This is a genomic window from Arthrospira sp. PCC 8006, from assembly GCF_046480465.1.
In the GTDB taxonomy this organism is placed as follows: Bacteria; Cyanobacteriota; Cyanobacteriia; order Cyanobacteriales; family Microcoleaceae; genus Limnospira; species Limnospira platensis.
Genome location: NZ_PKGG01000021.1, coordinates 24,149 through 41,998 on the forward strand (window position 1 = coordinate 24,149; position 17,850 = coordinate 41,998).

13 protein-coding genes and 1 pseudogene are annotated in these 17,850 nt (G+C 45.9%); 7 read left to right on the top strand and 7 right to left on the bottom strand.

Going from position 1 to position 17,850, the window contains the following annotated elements; all coding sequences use genetic code 11:
• The first annotated feature begins 77 nt into the window (after positions 1-77).
• Both B9T16_RS05665 and B9T16_RS05670 read left to right on the top strand, forming a co-directional pair.
• Complete coding sequence (locus tag B9T16_RS05665; RefSeq protein ID WP_006620073.1) at positions 78-1,580, top strand: MFS transporter; 1,503 nt, start codon at positions 78-80, stop codon at positions 1,578-1,580.
• Positions 1,581-1,835: 255 nt separating this feature from the next.
• Entirely contained in the window at positions 1,836-4,046 is a 2,211-nt protein-coding gene (locus B9T16_RS05670) for a molybdopterin oxidoreductase family protein (RefSeq protein ID WP_006620074.1), read from the top strand.
• 87 nt (positions 4,047-4,133) lie between these two features.
• Here the strand turns inward: B9T16_RS05670 and B9T16_RS05675 are convergent, their stop codons facing one another.
• The 6 genes from B9T16_RS05675 to grpE form a co-directional block, all read right to left on the bottom strand.
• A complete protein-coding gene (locus tag B9T16_RS05675; RefSeq protein WP_006620075.1) occupies positions 4,134-4,499 on the bottom strand; it encodes a hypothetical protein in 366 nt (121 codons plus the stop codon).
• A gap of 33 nt (positions 4,500-4,532) precedes the next feature.
• The gene (gene rsgA, locus B9T16_RS05680) at positions 4,533-5,753 is read right to left on the bottom strand and encodes a ribosome small subunit-dependent GTPase A (protein WP_006620076.1); all 1,221 of its coding nucleotides are present in this window, start codon (positions 5,751-5,753) and stop codon (positions 4,533-4,535) included.
• Complete coding sequence (locus B9T16_RS05685; protein WP_006620077.1) at positions 5,750-6,010, bottom strand: sulfurtransferase TusA family protein; 261 nt, start codon at positions 6,008-6,010, stop codon at positions 5,750-5,752. Before B9T16_RS05685 ends, rsgA begins: the two co-directional genes overlap by 4 nt.
• A gap of 50 nt (positions 6,011-6,060) precedes the next feature.
• Complete coding sequence (gene dnaJ / locus B9T16_RS05690; protein WP_006620078.1) at positions 6,061-7,191, bottom strand: molecular chaperone DnaJ; 1,131 nt, start codon at positions 7,189-7,191, stop codon at positions 6,061-6,063.
• Between the two features lie 184 nt (positions 7,192-7,375).
• On the bottom strand, positions 7,376-9,352 hold the full coding sequence (gene dnaK, locus B9T16_RS05695) for a molecular chaperone DnaK (protein WP_006620079.1): 1,977 nt from the start codon (positions 9,350-9,352) through the stop codon (positions 7,376-7,378).
• A 161-nt stretch (positions 9,353-9,513) separates the two neighbouring features.
• Positions 9,514-10,275, bottom strand: coding sequence for a nucleotide exchange factor GrpE (gene grpE / locus B9T16_RS05700; protein ID WP_006620080.1), 762 nt, complete (start codon positions 10,273-10,275; stop codon positions 9,514-9,516).
• Between the two features lie 588 nt (positions 10,276-10,863).
• On the opposite strand from grpE, the gene B9T16_RS05705 reads away from it, so the two are divergent.
• The 5 genes from B9T16_RS05705 (at position 10,864) to B9T16_RS05725 (ending at position 17,294) form a co-directional block, all read left to right on the top strand.
• Positions 10,864-12,873, top strand: coding sequence for a GspE/PulE family protein (locus B9T16_RS05705; RefSeq protein ID WP_006620081.1), 2,010 nt, complete (start codon positions 10,864-10,866; stop codon positions 12,871-12,873).
• 302 nt (positions 12,874-13,175) lie between these two features.
• Positions 13,176-14,279 (top strand): type IV pilus twitching motility protein PilT, encoded by a 1,104-nt coding sequence (locus B9T16_RS05710; RefSeq protein WP_006620082.1) that lies wholly within the window; start codon positions 13,176-13,178, stop codon positions 14,277-14,279.
• A 182-nt stretch (positions 14,280-14,461) separates the two neighbouring features.
• Complete coding sequence (locus B9T16_RS05715) at positions 14,462-15,595, top strand: type II secretion system F family protein (RefSeq protein WP_014274812.1); 1,134 nt, start codon at positions 14,462-14,464, stop codon at positions 15,593-15,595.
• 74 nt (positions 15,596-15,669) lie between these two features.
• Complete coding sequence (locus B9T16_RS05720) at positions 15,670-16,293, top strand: hypothetical protein (protein ID WP_006620084.1); 624 nt, start codon at positions 15,670-15,672, stop codon at positions 16,291-16,293.
• 59 nt (positions 16,294-16,352) lie between these two features.
• Positions 16,353-17,294, top strand: a complete 942-nt coding sequence (locus B9T16_RS05725; RefSeq protein WP_006620085.1) for an alpha/beta fold hydrolase — start codon at positions 16,353-16,355, stop codon at positions 17,292-17,294.
• Between the two features lie 206 nt (positions 17,295-17,500).
• Here the strand turns inward: B9T16_RS05725 and B9T16_RS05730 are convergent.
• Positions 17,501-17,850 (bottom strand): annotated as a pseudogene (locus B9T16_RS05730) (IS110 family transposase); the annotation flags it as partial.

Here is a 17,850-nt window from a genome sequence, read left to right on the forward strand (position 1 = left end):
AGTAATTAGGCCCAACTTATTCAGTCATCACTCAAGCTAATTCCCCCTGTTGTTTAACCCACCACCATTTAATCAAAATGCTAACCGAATTATGGTCTTTAAAAGGCCGATACAAAATCCTACACCTAACCTGGTTCGCCTTCTTTCTCTCCTTTGTAGTCTGGTTCAATTTCGCGCCTTTAGCCACAGCAATTCAAGAGGATATGGGCTTAGAAATAAGTCAAATTCGTACCCTCGCCATTTGTAATGTCGCCCTCACAGTTCCCGCCCGGATTATTATTGGGATGCTGCTAGACAAATACGGCCCCAGAATCACCTACTCATTACTGCTAATTTATGCAGCAATTCCCTGTACAGCATTTGCCTTAGCCCAAAACTTTAATCAATTAGTAATTTCCCGTTTAGCCCTCAGCATAGTTGGTGCAGGATTTGTAATTGGTATCCGCATGGTAGCCGAATGGTTCCCCCCCAAAGAAATCGGTTTAGCCGAGGGAATTTATGGCGGTTGGGGTAATTTTGGTTCCGCCGCTGCCGCCTTTAGCTTACCCACTCTAGCAGCCATTTTAACCTTCGGTTCTGGCGGCGTAATTAACTGGCGAGTAGCCGTAGCATTAACAGGAATTATCGCCGCTGTGTATGGTGCTTTCTACTTCTTTAATGTCCAAGATACCCCCCCCGGAAAAGTCTATCACAAACCCCAACGCGCCAGAGGCTTAGAAGTTACCACCCCCAAAGACTTCTGGTTTTTGATGATTATGAATATTCCCCTAGTTGGTGTTTTGGGTATCCTAGCTTGGCGTTTAAGTAAAGTGGGTTTCTTGACCCAACCTCAACTTTATATCGTCTGGGTAGCCTTATTCGGTTTATACCTTTTCCAAGGTTATAACTGCTGGGAAGCTAATAAAGAATTAATCCTTGGTCAAAAACACTATCCCCCCGCAGACCGTTACAATTTTTCCCAAGTTGCTATTTTGGAATTGACCTATTTTGTCAACTTCGGCTCAGAATTAGCTGTGGTGTCAATGCTTCCCGCTTTCTTTGAGGGGACTTTCGGACTCAGTAAACCAGCCGCTGGAATGATAGCTGCTAGTTATGCTTTCATGAACCTAATGTCTCGCCCTGGTGGAGGTCTAATTTCTGATAAATTAGGTAGCCGTAAAAATACCATGGCAGCTCTGACAGCGGGAATGGCATTTGCTTATTTAATTATGGGTCGAGTTCATGGTGGTTGGTTGCTACCTGTCGCCGTACTTTTAACCATGACTTGTTCATTCTTTGTACAAGCCGGGGAAGGTTCAAGTTTTGCGATCGTTCCCCTCATTAAACGTCGTGTCACTGGACAAATTGCCGGAAATGTCGGCGCTTATGGAAATGTCGGCGCAGTCGTTTATCTAACACTATTTAGCCTATTTCCACAAGGTGATATTGGCAACCGAATTTTCTTCGAGATGTTAGGAGTAACTAGCATGATTGTCGCTTTCATCTGTTGGTTTTTCCTCAAAGAACCTCAAGGATCTTTTTCTGACCATCATGAAGGAGAATTACAAACCAACGAAGACCTGATCCCTGTCGCTAAATAACTCCCAAATAGGGGCGGGTTATTAACTAGCATTAAATTAGCTACTCGCCCCTGAACCGACAATAATTCCCTATCCTTCCTAGATGACTATCCTCCGTGGTTACGGTGATTAACTTCCGGTTTGGTGGGATTGATTAATTAATTGGCTGATTTTAGCAGATAATTAATCACGGTCAACTCCCCCCCCAATTGCCAGTCAATAGGTGGCTGATGTCCTATAATAAAAACTGCCACAATTACCACCCATTAATCTAAAATGACTGAATTAACAAAAACTCTTTGTCCTTACTGCGGTGTTGGTTGCGGCTTAGAAGTTTTACCCCCCGCCCAACCAGGAAAAGCCACAAATAGAGACTCACTCGGAAATCCAATTTGGCAAGTGAGAGGCGATCGCACTCACCCCTCAAGCCTCGGTAAAGTTTGCGTCAAAGGCGCAACAATTGCCGAAGCCATAGACAAAAATCGCCTCAAATATCCCATGATCCGAGACACCCTTGATCAACCCTTTCGCCGCGCCACCTGGGATGAAGCCTATAACCTTATTGTCAACCGCATTCAAACCGTCCGCGATACTATGGGCACTGATGCCATCTGTATGTATGGTTCAGGTCAATTCCAAACCGAAGACTATTACATCGCCCAAAAGCTAATTAAAGGCTGTTTGGGAACCAATAATTTTGATGCCAATTCCCGCCTGTGTATGTCTTCAGCCGTGTCCGGTTATATCAAAAGTTTCGGTTCAGACGGTCCCCCCTGTTGTTATGACGACCTAGAAAAAACCGACTGTGCCTTTTTAATCGGTACTAATACCGCTGAATGTCACCCCATCGTTTTTAATCGTTTGCGGGTTCACCATAAGAAAAATCGCCAAGTCAAAATGATTGTGGTTGACCCCCGCTGCACCCAAACCGCTGAAGCCGCAGACCTACATTTAGCCATCCGTCCCGGCACCGATATTGACCTACTTAATGGTATAGCCAACCTCTTAATGCGTTGGGGTTTTATAGATTCTTTATTTATTGATGAATGTACCAAAGGATTCCCTGATTATATGCAGGTAATCCAATCTTATCCCCCCGAATTGGTAGCCAGAACCTGTGGTATTCGTCTTGATGATCTTGAACTAGCCACTAGGTGGTGGGGTGAGTCTAAACGGGTTTTATCTATGTGGTCAATGGGCATCAATCAGTCCTCCGAAGGAACTGCCAAAGTGCGGACTCTGATTAATCTTCATTTGATGACTGGAAATATTGGTAAACCTGGGGCGGGTCCCTTTTCTTTAACAGGTCAACCCAATGCTATGGGAGGTAGAGAAGCCGGAGGACTTGCCCATATTTTGCCCGGTTATCGAGTTGTAAAAAATCCCGAACACCGAAGAGAAATTGAGGAATTTTGGGAACTAGAACCTGGTCAGATTTCTGACCAAGTGGGTTTGAATGCTTGGGAAATGATTACTGGCTTAGAAACTGGTAACGTCGGGTTATTATGGGTGGCGGCGACTAATCCAGCAGTCAGTATGCCCGATTTAGAAAGGACTAAAGCTGCTTTAATGCGATCGCCTTTTACCATTTATCAGGACGCTTATTATCCTACGGAAACCTCCCAATATGCTCATATTTTACTACCCGCCGCCCAGTGGGGAGAAAAAACCGGGACTATGACTAATTCCGAACGAGTTGTTACTCTATGTCCAGCTTTTCGTGACCCCATAGGACAAGCTAAACCCGACTGGGAAATTTTCGCCGAAGTAGGGCGCAGGTTAGGCTTTCACAAACAATTTAATTTCGCTAATTCCGCTCAAGTTTACCAGGAATTTGTCCGCTTAACTCGTAACCGTCCCTGCGATTTATCCGGGTTGAGTCATGATCGTTTAATGGTTTCTGGTCCTATTCAATGGCCTTGTCCTGAGACCGAAACCGAAATTAATCGCACCCCGAAACGTTTATATACTGATTTACGATTTAATACCCCAGACGGTCGCGCACAATTTGGCGCTTATTACTCCAAAGGATTAGCTGAACCCCCAGATCCTGACTATCCTTTAGTGTTGACAACCGGGAGATTATACGGTCATTGGCACACTCAAACCCGCACCGGGAGAATTGAGAAAATCCGCAAAATGCACCCCACTCCTTTTATTGAAATTCACCCCAAAGATGCCCATAAATTAGGCATTGAATCCGGTAATTTAGTGCAAGTGCGATCGCGCCGAGGAAAGGCTTATTTTCCTGCCCAAATTACTAAAGCGATCGCCCCGGGAACTGTATTTGTACCCATGCACTGGGGCGCTTTATGGGGAGATAATACCGAAGCCAACGCCATGACTCACCCTCAATGTTGTCCGGAGTCTAAACAACCCGAATTAAAAGCCTGTGCCGTACAATTATCAATAGTTAACCCCGAATTATTACCAACTTCACAAACCCAACCTAACCAACAACAACTCAACCCAACTATTCCCGTCTAAATACCTCCGCTGGGAGGGTACATGATTAATCATTAAAACCGGGTTTTTCCTGCCATAGCAACCCAAAAACCCGGTTTCTCCTGATGATTAATTATCTGTATTGCGTTTGGAATGTTCTTTTAAAACCCATCCCATCAGAGACACAGGACCTTTAGAAACTGGCTCATTGGCAAGTTTTTTTGATTGTTTATTATACTGAGATTTAAACAAAAATTTATGAATCGACTTGTACACCTTGCCAACTTCTGGGTTCGAGGAATTAGACTCCTCAATCTTTGGCAGAGAGTCTATATGCCACCAAGTTATTAATTGATAAGTAGATACACCACCCAAAAAGCTACACAGCAGACTAAATGGCAGCGAATAGCCTACCAAAAAAAAGCCCCCCATAAACAATAAACCAATCACTAATCCGGTGGTTATTGCGCCTGTAGTAGTTGGAGAATCTGACATGGCTCGGCTACTCCATTTAATAGATAAGTTGTTTTAGACCTCATCCAAATCTTCACAAAGTTGTTGTAAATTTTGGTGTTCTAAGCGACGGGAAGATCGGCGATATTTTTTAGACTGCAATTTAGGTTCATATTGTTTTCCCCCTCCAGATTTACTTTTAGATTTGAGGCGATCCTCCTCTAGTGGTTGATGTTGAGACGTTTCCCAAGCCTCGATCGCCTCCTCAAGAAAATGGAGATATTGGGGGTATCTTTCCCAGTCTCCACGCACCACACATGATGGTTCTTCGCGGTGCAAACAATCATCAAATTGACACTTACCCTTAGTTAAGCGATCGCGAATTTCCGGGAAATAATTACCCAACTGGTGAGGGTCACATTGCAATTCCGGTTGATTAAACCCCGGAGTATCAGCCAGGAAACCCCCGTTATGTAATTCAAACAATTCCACATGGCGGGTAGTATGCCGTCCTCGCCCCAATTTTCCCGACACTTCCCCCACCCGCAAATGACTATTAGGAATCAGTTTATTAATCAAACTAGACTTCCCCACACCAGACGGACCAGAAATAGCCGTAGTTTTCAGGCGCAAGCGATCCAGCAGAGAATTAGCAGTGCCAGAAACCAGGTTTCTATCACCATCTCTAGTGAGGGAAGGCGAACTTTCCCCGAAACCGGGTTTGTCCAACCCAGCCGAATTTGATGATAAATTCAGAGTCGGCGAAATTTCCATGCGATCGCCCTCAAAGCGATATTCAACCCCATGATAGACACTAATCATCAAAGGGTCATATCCCCACCCTCTCATGCGATCGTACCATTCTCGGAGGCTATCAGGGGGCAGTAAATCGCACTTATTAAAGCACAAACTCACCTCCAACCCAGTAGACTCCGCCTTGAGTAGAAAGCGGCTGAGAGTCACCGGATCTGGGTCTGGTTCAGCCACTGCAAACACCAATAATAAATGGTCTGCATTAGCAATACTAGGGCGCGCCAGCTCAGTTTTACGGGGTAAAATCTCAGAAATCACCCCTGTACCCCCCTGCCAGTCTGGACAGGAGACCACCACGCGATCGCCCACCATCACCTTCTGACCAATTTTCTTTAAACGAGCGCGACAGGTACAAAGCAAAGTTATAGGTTTAGCTTCCCCCCCGGCCCCATTCCCAGACGGAGACTGGTCAGGACTCAGGCAAACCTGATAAAAATTAGCCTGACCAGCAACTACCGTTCCCATTATGCGATCAGCCGTCATAAACTCTTCACAGGCGGACAACGAACCATAATCGCAAAAAACTCTCCGCGATCGCAAACCTCCTCAATAGCATATCCTTCCATCACCAAGCTATCAGGAACCTGTTCAATAGGTTCGCCGCCATCTAACCACACCTCCAGCAAAGTCCCCGGTGTCATTTGTTGCAGACGCAACTTAGTCCGCACAAAATTAATCGGACAGGGGGTGCCGCGCAAATCAAGTTTAGCATCAGCCGAATAAGTATCTGAACCAGTCATAGACTCTTCACACAAAAGGAACAATCAATCCAAGCCATCAATCGAATGTTTTACTTTTGGAACAAATTACCAAGGAACCCTTCCAGGCCTCCTTTTCCGGTACGTTCTCCCTTAATTTGGGCCAACTGTTCCAAAAGTTCTCGCTCCTCATTAGTAATCCGGGTAGGAATATCAATCAAAATTGTAATCAAGTGATCTCCCCGACTCACCGGATTTCCCAAACGAGGGACACCCTGATTTTCCAGAGTCAGCACCGTATTCGGTTGTGTCCCCGCCGGAATAGTTAAAGAAGTCGTACCCTGAACCGTTTCCACCTCCAAAGTGCAGCCTAAAATCGCTTGCAGGTAAGAGATTTTCACATCTGACAGGACATTAATACCATCACGTTTGAAATTCGGTGTTGAGTCCACCGACAGAAATACATACAAATCCCCCGCCGGGCCACCTCGTTTTCCCGAATCCCCCTCATTAGATACCCGCAACCGCGTGCCATTATCTACCCCAGCCGGAATTGTAATTTTCAGCTTTTTAGTTACCTCTTTCAGGCCTTCTCCACCACAACTGACGCATTTTTCCTCAATCATCTGTCCAGTACCATTACAGGTAGGACAAACCGAAACCTGAGTAAAGCTACCAAAGGGAGTACGAGTCGCCCGTCGCACTTGACCACTACCCCCACAGGTAGAACAAGTTTTAGGAAAAGTTCCCGGCTTCGCCCCCGTCCCATTACAAGTCTCACAGGTTTCTAAGTGACGGATACGGATTTCCTTTTCCCCGCCAAAAATAGCCTCTTTAAACTCCAAGCGCAAATCTAAGCGCAGGTCATCCCCTCGCGTGGGTCCCGTGCGTCGTCTGGCTGCCGTAGGGCCGCCCATACCCCCACCAAAACCACTGAAAAAACTTTCAAAGATATCAGCAAAACTATCGCCAAAGTCCTGACCATAGCCTCCAGCACCTGCACCAGATACCCCAGCTTCCCCAAAACGATCATAACGGGCGCGGATTTCCGGTTCCGAAAGCACCTCATAGGCGCGGTTAATTTCCTTAAACCTTTCCTCAGCCCCCGGCTCTTTATTTACATCCGGGTGATATTTACGAGCTAAACGACGGTAAGCTCGTTTAATTTCTTCCTTGTCTGCGTCGCGGGAGACACCGAGGACATCATAGTAATCGCCTGCCATAAAGCTTTTTTCTAAAAATTAATTACTAAAACTACAGAACAAACCTAGAGTTAGGTCTTTCCTTAACTAGGGGTTGGATTAAGCATAAACTACCAACCCCACCGTTTAGGGAAACCCCTATTTTACATCATCCCACATCCCAACCTTTAATGGGACCATTTAACCGTTAGCGGTCAACTTATCTCTATGAACCACCCAGACTTTGGCTCTCAGAGCCCTCTAATTCTTTAGATTCTGTCTCGTCACTATTGCCGATTTCAGAGTCCATGTCAGAGTCTGTGCTTTCATCTTCTTCTGAGTCTAGCATCTGGGGTTCTTCAGTCGCTGACCCATTCTCCAAATCTCCGTGCTCATGTGCTGCATAAACCGCAGAACCTAGCTCATAGAGCAAATTTTGGAAACTCTCAACTTGTCGTTGCATATCCCCTAAAGAGATTTTGGGGTCGTTAACTGCTTTCTTTAAAGCCGCTGCTTCCGTTCGGGTTCGCTCTTTAAGTTCATTGCTAATTGCTTTGGCATTGTTCTTTAATGTCACCTTACAATTATAGAACAGGGTCTGGGATTGATTTTTCAACTCGGCAATCAGTCTGTGGGCTTCGTCTTCCTCGGCGTAAAGCTCTGCCTCCTGTCGCATTCGCTCAATTTCCGTCTCGCTCAGTCCTCCGGTATTGGTGATTTGAATACTTTGCTCTCGGCTTGTGCCACGATCTATAGCAGATACTTTCAATATCCCATTAGCATCAATATCAAAAGACACCTCAATTTGCGGCACACCCCGTTTAGCCGGAGGAATGCCAGTCAGTAGGAACTTACCCAGGCTTTTGTTATCTTTAACCATGGCTCGTTCCCCTTGCAGCACATGAATTTCCACAGAGGTTTGTCCGTCGGTGGCGGTGGAGAACATCTGGGAACGACTGGTGGGAATGGTAGTATTGCGTTCGATGATTTTGGTGAACACTTCCCCTAGGGTTTCTAAACCCAGAGACAAAGGCGTGACATCTAAAAGCAGTAGGTCTTTGACTTCTCCTCCCAAAACCCCTGCTTGGATCGCCGCTCCTAGGGCTACCGCTTCATCAGGGTTAACAGAGCGATCGGGACTGCGATCGCCAAAATGTTTACTAATTGCTTGCTGTACTGCGGGAATTCTGGTTGAACCTCCCACCAAAATGATTTTATCAATCTCCTGGGGTTCTAAATCCGCATCTTTGAGCGCTTGGGTTACTGGTCCGAGGGTACTTTTTACCAAGTCTGCCACTAAAGTTTCAAATTCCGAGCGACTCAGTTCTAGTTCTAGGTGTTTGGGTCCTGAATCATCAGCACTGATGAATGGCAAATTAATCGAGGTTTTGCTGCGATTAGAAAGTTCGATCTTCGCTTTTTCCGCTGCTTCACGCATCCGTTGCAGAGCCATTTTGTCCGATATTAGATCAATCCCTTCTTGTTTTTTAAAGGTTTCTACCATCCACATCACCAGGCAATTATCAAAGTCATCCCCTCCTAGGTGGTTATTCCCAGATGTCGATCTTACCTCATAAATTCCATCTCCCAACTGGAGGATAGATACATCAAAAGTGCCTCCCCCTAAGTCAAACACCAGGATGGTTTGATCTTGGTCTTGTTTATCTAAACCATAAGATAGGGCTGCCGCCGTGGGTTCGTTGATGATACGCAACACATTTAAACCCGCAATGGTTCCAGCGTCCTTGGTGGCGTGGCGTTGAGCATCTGTGAAGTAAGCCGGAACTGTAATCACCGCTTGATCAATAGTTTCCCCTAAATAGGCTTCGGCATCTTCTTTGAGTTTTTGCAACACCATCGCCGATATTTCTTGCGGCGTGTAGACCTGATCACGAATTTTTACGTCTACTGTGTTATCTTTACCAGGGACGCACTTATAGGGAACTCGCGATCGCTCCACTTCCGTATCTTCCCAGCGCCTGCCAATAAATCGCTTAATGCTAAAGATGGTATTCTCGGCATTAGTCACAGCCTGTCGTTTACCAAGCTGACCAATTAAGCGATCACCATATTTACCAAAACCCACAATACTGGGTGTAGTCCGTCCCCCTTCTGAACTGGAAATAACTACAGGTTTACCCCCCTCCAGAACCGCCACACAACTATTAGTCGTACCTAAGTCGATGCCAATGACCTTTCCCATAGCTCCTCATCGATAAATTTGTGCAATGAATGGTAGAGCCATCCCCGTTCTAACATAAGAGCCTAGAAGCTAGACCCACTTACTACATAAGTCTACCCCCTTTCCCTGGCTGTATAACACTTAGGGCGCAGTAGTTGCGCCCATTGAGTTGATTTAGGCGATTAATCCTCAGAACCTTCTGCTGGTGGCTCCTCTGTGGTATCTGAGAGTTCTGGTTCTGTAGCTACTTTCACCATGGCATGACGTAAGACGCGATCGCCTAGTATATACCCCCGCATCAGTTCTTCAATGACTGTTCCCTCTGGATACTCGCTCGTCGGTTCGCGCATCACCGCCTCATGGAGATTAGGATCAAACGGTTCACCTTCCGGGCGCATGGGGGAGACTCCAATTTGTTTGAGACACTCCACCATCTGTTTATAAACCCCCTGATAGCTTTTGTGAATGTTCATTTCACCATCATTTTGGGGTTTAATGTGGGCTCTGGCTCGCTCAAAGTTATCGATCACTGGCAAAAGCTGCCCGATCGTGGAACACTTGATATTGAGTTCGAGGTCTTCTTTTTCCTTCTGTGTGCGCTTACGGAAGTTCTCAAAATCAGCAGCTAGTCGCTGATATTGACCCGTCATATCCATCAGTTGAGTCTGAAGGGACTCTCGCGCTTGGGCTATGGTCTGCAACTGCTCATTAAGCTGTTCATTGGCAATATAAATCGGATCGGAACTCAGTTCCGCGTCCGTAGCTTCCTCGCCATCATCAGCGATCGTTGCTTGCTCCAATGTTAAATCAGATTCAGTATCCGTCTGTTGATCAATCTGTTCAGACTCAACAGAACCCGGATCTGATGCTACAGGTTCTGTAGTCTCATCCGTTTTGTCACTTGTCGAATTAGGAACCATGTCTTCCTGCTTGTTATCGTCCATAATAGAAAATCGAGCGACGGCATCCCTAAGCCTACAGCCTAGGGAAAACTCCGCTCTCCGTTAACGTGCTTTCGTGTTCTTGATCCATTTTAATACTACAGGTGCGATTCGTTCAGCTATAAAATCGGGTTAAAATACCTCAAATCACCCCCTGGTCAAACTTTCATGCCCTCGGCTGCATATAATCACAATTACCCGGCGATCAGTTACCTTACCAAAGAAATTGTCTTGAGTACCACGGGGCAGGTGGGAACTTGGATAATAAATCCAAACCCTTGGGGAGATTTGACCTCTACTCTGGTTTGAGTAATCCTGCTAGAGCAAGTTAAGTCTATGAACGAAGAATCCTCGACCCTTTAGGGCGAGAAGTGTGAAAATCAAGCTATCACCGATGGAGGTAGGAAAACATATTCACCCGTTGGCAAGTTGAGCTAATGCACCAGGTAAATAGGGCGAATGTCCTCAGTCCCTAGTTGTGGATATAGCAGCAGCGGTTAAACTGTAAATCAACAGTGATACTTCCATACTCACCCAAGAAACTTTCCCAACTTTTTGGGGAAGCCTAGACATAAGGACTTGACTGCAGCTATGACCAATACATCATCCCCCCGACGCTCTATTGTTGCTCAAAGTGCAACTCCCTTTGGTAATAAACTTATTCAGTCAGGGTATATTGACCCTGAGCGACTACAGCAAGCTATTCAGGACTCTCGTGGAGGCAAACCTCTCACCGAGGTTCTCGAATCGATTACTGGTCAACCTCTGCCCCCGGAATTAGCCCGTCACTATAAAAAGCAACAGCTATTTGAGTTAAAAATTGTCTATGGGGTTGAAGCCTTTGACCTAGAAATAGATCAGATTTCGGTGGCTGAACTAGAAGAAATCATCAAAAATCTGGAAACTTCTATTGAAACCTGCAAACGGCATCGTTTTGTGCCTTTGAAAATTATCTCAGAGGCTACACCTGCCTCTGTCTTAATGGCAATGGTTGATCCAGATAACCTGAGTGCTTTGGATGAGTTGAGAAACCAAATCCTGCGTCCCAAAGGGTTTAAGCTAGAGCGACGGGTGATTACTCAAGAAGATTATGACAAACTGATCACAGCCTACGGTGAGGAGGAAGTTAAGCGCAAGCAAGTAGAAGCGGCTCGGGAAGAGGAAAGAAAACTCCAGTTTGGTGAGGGTGAGTTTGAGGATGTAGAACTGGTAGAAGCCTCCGAGGACATGGGGGACATGAACCTCGATGCACAACTACAAGAGGCGGAAACTGCACCAGTTATTAAGGCTGTGAATGTGATTCTGGCTAGAGCTCTGTCGGAGGGGGTTTCCGATATCCATGTGGAACCTCAAGAGCATGATATGCGGATTCGGATGCGTAAAGATGGGGTTTTGCAGGAGTATTTTACTTTCCCGAAAAAGGTGGTTTCTGCTATTACCTCCCGCTTTAAAATTATTGCGGATCTTGATATTGCTGAACGTCGCCAAGCTCAGGATGGTCGGATTCGTCGGATTTATCAGGGCCGGACGGTGGATTTTCGGGTCAATAGCCTGCCGAGTCGCTATGGGGAAAAGATTGTTCTGCGGATTCTTGATAGTTCTTCGACTCAATTGGGTTTGGATAAGTTGATCTCGGACCAGGAAACTTTGGAAATGGTCCGGGAAACTGCTAGTCGTCCTTTTGGGTTGATTTTGGTAACAGGACCTACGGGTTCTGGTAAATCTACGTCTTTGTATTCGGTTTTGGCAGAGCGCAATGATCCGGGTATTAATATTAGTACGGCGGAAGACCCCATTGAGTATGCTTTACCTGGTATTACCCAATGTCAGGTGATTCGAGAGAAAAATTTGACTTTTGCTAATATCCTGCGGGCATTCTTGCGACAAGACCCTGATGTTTTGCTGGTGGGGGAAACGCGGGATTTGGAAACTGCAAAAACTTCTATTGAAGCGGCTCTGACTGGACACTTGGTATTAACTACTCTTCACACTAATGACGCGGCGGGGGCGATCGCTCGTTTGGATGAGATGGGAGTTGAACCATTCATGGTCTCTGCGGCTCTGTTGGGTATCCTGGCTCAACGTTTGATGCGGCGGGTATGCACTGAATGTCGTATACCCTATACCCCTACTCCCCAAGAATTGGGTCGTTATGGTCTTTCTGCTTCTGGGGAGGTGGGTATTACTTTCTATAAGGCAAATACTGTTCCAGCAGATCAACGCCGGGAACTCGGCGATCGCGGCGAGTTATGTAAAAAATGTGGTGGTCTAGGCTATAAGGGCCGGGTTGGGGTTTATGAATTCCTTAAAGTAACGGAGCGGATGCAAATTCTGATTACTAAGGGAGCGCCCACTGAACAAATTAAGGAGGCTGCTGTTGAGGAAGGGATGAAAACTCTCTTAGCCTACAGTTTGCAGTTGGTGCGTGAAGGCCATACAACTTTTGAGGAGGTCGAACGGGTGACCTTTACAGATTCGGCTCTGGAATCAGAGTTGAAGGCTAAACGAAAGCAGGGTTTGACCTGTAAAGGATGTGGGGCGGAATTAAAGCCGGAATGGTTGGACTGTCCCTATTGTTTGACTCCTCGGTTTGCGATGTAGGGAGCCTTTGATGGTCTTTTCGTAGTTCACCACGAAAGTCTCGTGAAGCGCGAGAAATACTGGCTTGCTGGTTTTGGGGGCATCAAACCCTACTCAACCAGGGCTCCTATCCCTCCCCCACCTGTACCGATATGGGGGTTTCTCGGAGAGGATTTGATGAATCCCACAAAAAATCATTCACAATATAAGGAGGTGGCTAAGGATTAGAGAAAAATTCTGGCTATGTTACCCCTTGGGTATATTGGGATCATCCTAAGCGATCGATTTCAACTAACAACCAAAATTCCATTGGAGGTTTATCTATGCGTGGTTTGATGATTGAGGATGTTCTGGAGTCTTTGGTTGAACAAGGAGGCTCAGATATTCACATTCAAGCAGGAGCGCCTATCTTTTACCGCGTCAGCGGTAAACTGACTCCACAACCCCAATTTGGAGAAACTCTATCTGCTGAAGAGGTGCAGGTTTTGATTTTCCAGATGCTCAATAATATGCAGCGTAAGCAGTTGGAGCAAAACTGGGAACTAGACTGCGCCTATGGGGTTAAGGGACTGGCTCGGTTCCGGGTCAATGTCTATCGGGAACGGGGTTGCTGGGCCGCTTGTATGCGAGCTTTGGCTTCCCAAATTCCCAATGCTGATAAGTTGGGGGTTCCCCAAATCCTGCGAGATTTGACGGAAAGACCTCGTGGTATGGTTCTGGTGACGGGACAGACCGGTTCGGGTAAAACTACCACAATGGCGGCTTTACTTGACTTGATCAACCGTACACGCTCAGAACATATCCTGACTGTGGAAGATCCCATTGAGTATGTTTTCCCTAATGTTAAGAGTTTGTTTCACCAACGCCAAAAGGGTGAGGATACCAAGAGTTTTGCTAATGCTCTAAAAGCGGCTTTGCGTGAAGACCCAGATATTATTCTGGTGGGGGAAATGCGGGATTTGGAAACTATTGGTCTGGCAATATCGGCGGCAGAAACGGGTCACTTAGTATTTGGAACCTTGCACACTAACTCGGCTTCGGCAACAGTAGACCGGATGCTGGATGTATTCCCCCCTATTCAACAACCCCAGGTGCGGGCGCAAATGTCGGGTTCTCTGGTGGGGGTTTGTAGTCAAAACCTGGTACCGCGAATTGGCGGCGGTCGTTGTGCGGCTATGGAGATTATGCTTAATACTCCGGCTATGGGTAACTTGATTCGGGAAGGAAAAACTTCTCAAATTTACTCCCAGATCCAAATGGGGGCTAAATTGGGAATGCGGACTATGGAAATGTCTTTAGCACAACTTTATCAAGAGGGTAAGGTTACTTGGGAAGCTGCTATGAGTAAGAGTTCTAAACCTGATGAACTTGAACGGCTCATTGGTCCTCAGCCTAAGGCTGGTAAGAGTCAGAAGGTGAAAGCATAATCCCACAAAATTAGGTAGGTAAGCATCCTCACAAGGGAAAGTTTTTCAGCTCCCCCTGCTTGTACTCTCTCATACAAGTGGGGTTGGTCACTACCTTTTTTCGGATTGCTATAGTTGCGAATGTGGTGTGCTATGGGAGAGGTCCAAGTAGACAATTATATCTATATCAGTAGAGGTGAGATATGACAACTAATAAGATGGTCAAAAGCCACTCTCGAAAACAAGGCTTTGACTTCAAGAAATTAGAGGAAGACCTTAATGTAGCGATGGCATCGATTACGGTTAAGGATCTGGCGATCTTTGCCCGTCAGTTTGCTGCTATGTTTAATGCGGGTATCTCGATGGCTCGCTGTTTAAGTGTGTTGGGAGAACAGTGTGAAAATGCCAAGCTAAAAAGGGCTATTAATACTCTGCGTGCTGATGTGGAGGAGGGGGAGGAATTATCATTGTCAATGAGGAAGTTTCCTGATGTGTTTGACCAGCTTTTTGTGAGTATGGTGTGGGCGGGAGAAACTGGGGGGGTTTTGGATGAAACCCTAGAACGTCTGGCGGTGATGATGGAAAAAAACCATAAAACTCAGAGTGAGATTAAGTCGGCAACTTCTTATCCGAAAACAGTATTGTTTATTGCGATAGCTGTGTTTTTTGGTATGGCTACATTTTTGCTGCCTACCTTTTCGGGTATTTTTGAGCAAATTGGGGTGGAGTTACCTCTGTTTACGGTGATGATGCTCAAAATTAGTGCTTTTTGTACGACTTGGCCACCTATTCCCCAAGCTATAGTAATTGGAGGATTGATTGGTATTTATTTTGCCTATACGGTGGCTTATAAAACTGACTCTGGGCGGTTATTTTTTGATAAGATTTACTTGAAACTGCCTCTGTTTGGTGCGATTCTGGAAAAGTCAGCGGTGGCGCGTTTCTGTATTATTTTTGGTAGTCTGACTCGTTCGGGTGTGCCGATTATGAACTCTATGGAAATTGTCCGCGATGTAGCTGGTAATCAGGCGATCGCTAATGCCATTGAGTATGCCAGAAATGAGATTCAACAGGGGGGATTAATCAGTCTGGCTTTACAGGAAGAAAATGTGTTCCCAGGTTTGGCAATTCAAATGATTGCGATCGGAGAAGAATCTGGGGAACTTGATAAAATGTTAATGAAAGTAGGGGCTTTCTATGAAACGGAAGTTGAGGAGGCGGTAAAATCTCTAACCAGTGCGCTAGAACCTTTAATGATTGTAGTAGTAGGGGGTATTGTGGCTTCTGTACTGCTGTCGATGTATCTGCCAATGTTTAAGGTGTTTGAGAGTTTATAAGTGCTACGACACCAAATCGCCGGGGAAATGAATTTCTCCTGTGGTCGGAAAAGATGTTACCAGGTTTTTAAAAAATGCCAGTTCAACAATCCCATTATGAAACTTTGCTGTCTGAATACAGCTATGCAAATACAATGATTAATCTTTTGCAACAGCATCGACCTTATTGGGAAATGATTCCCAGTCTGCGCCGCCCGGAAGAAAGTTTGATCACTCTGCCGCTACCTATTGTCAGGTTACGCAATGGTGTTTCCTATGCGGGGCATAATCATATTACTATTAGCCCAAATCAAGCTGTTTGTCTTCCCTGTGATATTGCGGTGTTGATGTGCGATCCAGAATGGAAGGTTAAAGTCGGCTCGGAAATATTGATTTTTATTCATAAACCCCACGAAGATCTTTCGGATTTACTGAGGCGGTGGAGATTAACTCAGGTTTACTTGGATAGTGGCTATGAATGGGTGATGCCTCATCATTACAGTTATTTGTATTCCCAAGAGGCTGAAAATATTTACCCCCTATTTGTGCTGTTTGCAGAAACTCCAGAACGGATTAAACGGGGTTTACAAGGGGCTCATCTTGCTTGTGTGGTGCAACATCCAAATATGACGGTTGATCCTTCAGAGGGACCAACTCTTGATGAGATTGATTTGGAAGAATACCAGCCTTGGCGTGGATTACCTGGAGAGAATCAATAAGTGGTTATTAATCAATCTTTGCTGTATAACATCCAATAAAATCAACGAATTTAAGTAAAATGCAAACTACTTTAGTAACTGACTCGAACTCCTATGAGGGGACTTATTGGAAGTGGCGCGATCAATTGATTTATTATGTCAGAGGAGGTTCAGCGGGTGAGGATGTGGCAACGACAAAGGTTGACCAACGCCCCTCTTTATTGTTGGTGCATGGGTTTGGTGCATCGACAGACCACTGGCGCAAGAATATTGAGGGATTAAGTTCTGAGTTTGATGTGTGGGCTATTGATTTGTTAGGGTTTGGGCGATCGGCTAAACCTGATTGGGAATATACTGGACAGTTGTGGCGCGATCAGCTTCATGATTTTATGACCGAGGTGATCGGACGGCCAACGGTTTTGGCGGGTAATTCGTTGGGGGGTTATGCTAGTCTGTGCGTGGCGGCGGATTATCCTGATGGGGTGGCGGGGTTGATTTTATTGAATAGTGCGGGTCCGTTTTCGGATACTCAGACTAAGATAGAACCGCCTACCTGGAAACAAAAGACCTCGAGAATGATGCGATCGCTCCTAATTCAGGACTGGACGACTTTTTTGGTTTTCCAATGGACTAGGCGACGTTCAGTAATTCGGAAAACTCTGCAAAAAGTTTATTTGGATCAAAGTGCTGTTACCGATCGCCTGGTGGAGGAAATATATCGTCCTTCCTGCACTCCCGGCGCGGCTAAGGTATTTGCATCGGTGTTTAAGAGTCGTCAGGGAGATCCGGTAGATGTTTTATTATCGCGTCTTCGCTGTCCACTGTTGATGTTATGGGGAGAAGGAGATCCTTGGATGAACTGTCGCGCGAGAAGCGATCGCTTTCGTGAATATTACCCCCAACTGACGGAATATTTTTTAAATGCTGGTCACTGTCCCCATGATGAAATACCCGAACAGGTCAACAACCTAATTCAAAATTGGGTTTTAGTTGACATACTCACCGGGCTGAAGCTACGGTGATTCTTGACACTTCGCGCTCGATGTGCTTGCAAGCCAGTCTTATCTTCCCTCTGTGTCCATTTAAGGTCGTGCCGATGCCCCATGCCGACCATTTCTATATTTCGGGCTGCATTTTCTATCTTATTCCCAAACTTTCACCAATAAAAACCCCGACCTAGGGAATTGGATCGGGGTACAAGTTTGATATGAGCATTATATGGGGATTATTACCGCATATCCCACAGAGCCTTAAACAAAGTCTCAGCCAGCTTTCTGGATGTCGCGTTCCTTGCTGCTTTCAACGCCGCCCCAGAAACTTTGTTCCCTTTGTGGTATGCTCTAGTTACCCAATAAACTCTAAGCGAATGAGCCTCTGGGGATTTTGGTAGGCAATCGTAGGGGGTTGTCGCGATCGCACCCCCACCCGGTTTCTGTTCGCGATGAGTCCCCCTCTCGACTGCCCGAACAACAAACTGATGCAACACCGATCGCGCCTCTTTGCTTCCTGTGAAACTACTACGAGTATCAGCCTTTCCAGATTGCACTTGAGTAGCCCCCAAACCACAAAGCTGTCGAA

Excerpts from the sequence above, each read along its gene's own strand:
- B9T16_RS05665 (WP_006620073.1), top strand. The coding sequence starts at position 78 with ATGCTAACCGAATTATGGTCTTTAAAAGGCCGATACAAAATCCTACAC.
- B9T16_RS05670 (WP_006620074.1), top strand. The coding sequence starts at position 1,836 with ATGACTGAATTAACAAAAACTCTTTGTCCTTACTGCGGTGTTGGTTGC.
- B9T16_RS05675 (WP_006620075.1), bottom strand. The coding sequence starts at position 4,499 with ATGTCAGATTCTCCAACTACTACAGGCGCAATAACCACCGGATTAGTG.
- rsgA (WP_006620076.1), bottom strand. The coding sequence starts at position 5,753 with ATGACGGCTGATCGCATAATGGGAACGGTAGTTGCTGGTCAGGCTAAT.
- B9T16_RS05685 (WP_006620077.1), bottom strand. The coding sequence starts at position 6,010 with ATGACTGGTTCAGATACTTATTCGGCTGATGCTAAACTTGATTTGCGC.
- dnaJ (WP_006620078.1), bottom strand. The coding sequence starts at position 7,191 with ATGGCAGGCGATTACTATGATGTCCTCGGTGTCTCCCGCGACGCAGAC.
- dnaK (WP_006620079.1), bottom strand. The coding sequence starts at position 9,352 with ATGGGAAAGGTCATTGGCATCGACTTAGGTACGACTAATAGTTGTGTG.
- grpE (WP_006620080.1), bottom strand. The coding sequence starts at position 10,275 with ATGGACGATAACAAGCAGGAAGACATGGTTCCTAATTCGACAAGTGAC.
- B9T16_RS05705 (WP_006620081.1), top strand. The coding sequence starts at position 10,864 with ATGACCAATACATCATCCCCCCGACGCTCTATTGTTGCTCAAAGTGCA.
- B9T16_RS05710 (WP_006620082.1), top strand. The coding sequence starts at position 13,176 with ATGCGTGGTTTGATGATTGAGGATGTTCTGGAGTCTTTGGTTGAACAA.
- B9T16_RS05715 (WP_014274812.1), top strand. The coding sequence starts at position 14,462 with ATGACAACTAATAAGATGGTCAAAAGCCACTCTCGAAAACAAGGCTTT.
- B9T16_RS05720 (WP_006620084.1), top strand. The coding sequence starts at position 15,670 with ATGCCAGTTCAACAATCCCATTATGAAACTTTGCTGTCTGAATACAGC.
- B9T16_RS05725 (WP_006620085.1), top strand. The coding sequence starts at position 16,353 with ATGCAAACTACTTTAGTAACTGACTCGAACTCCTATGAGGGGACTTAT.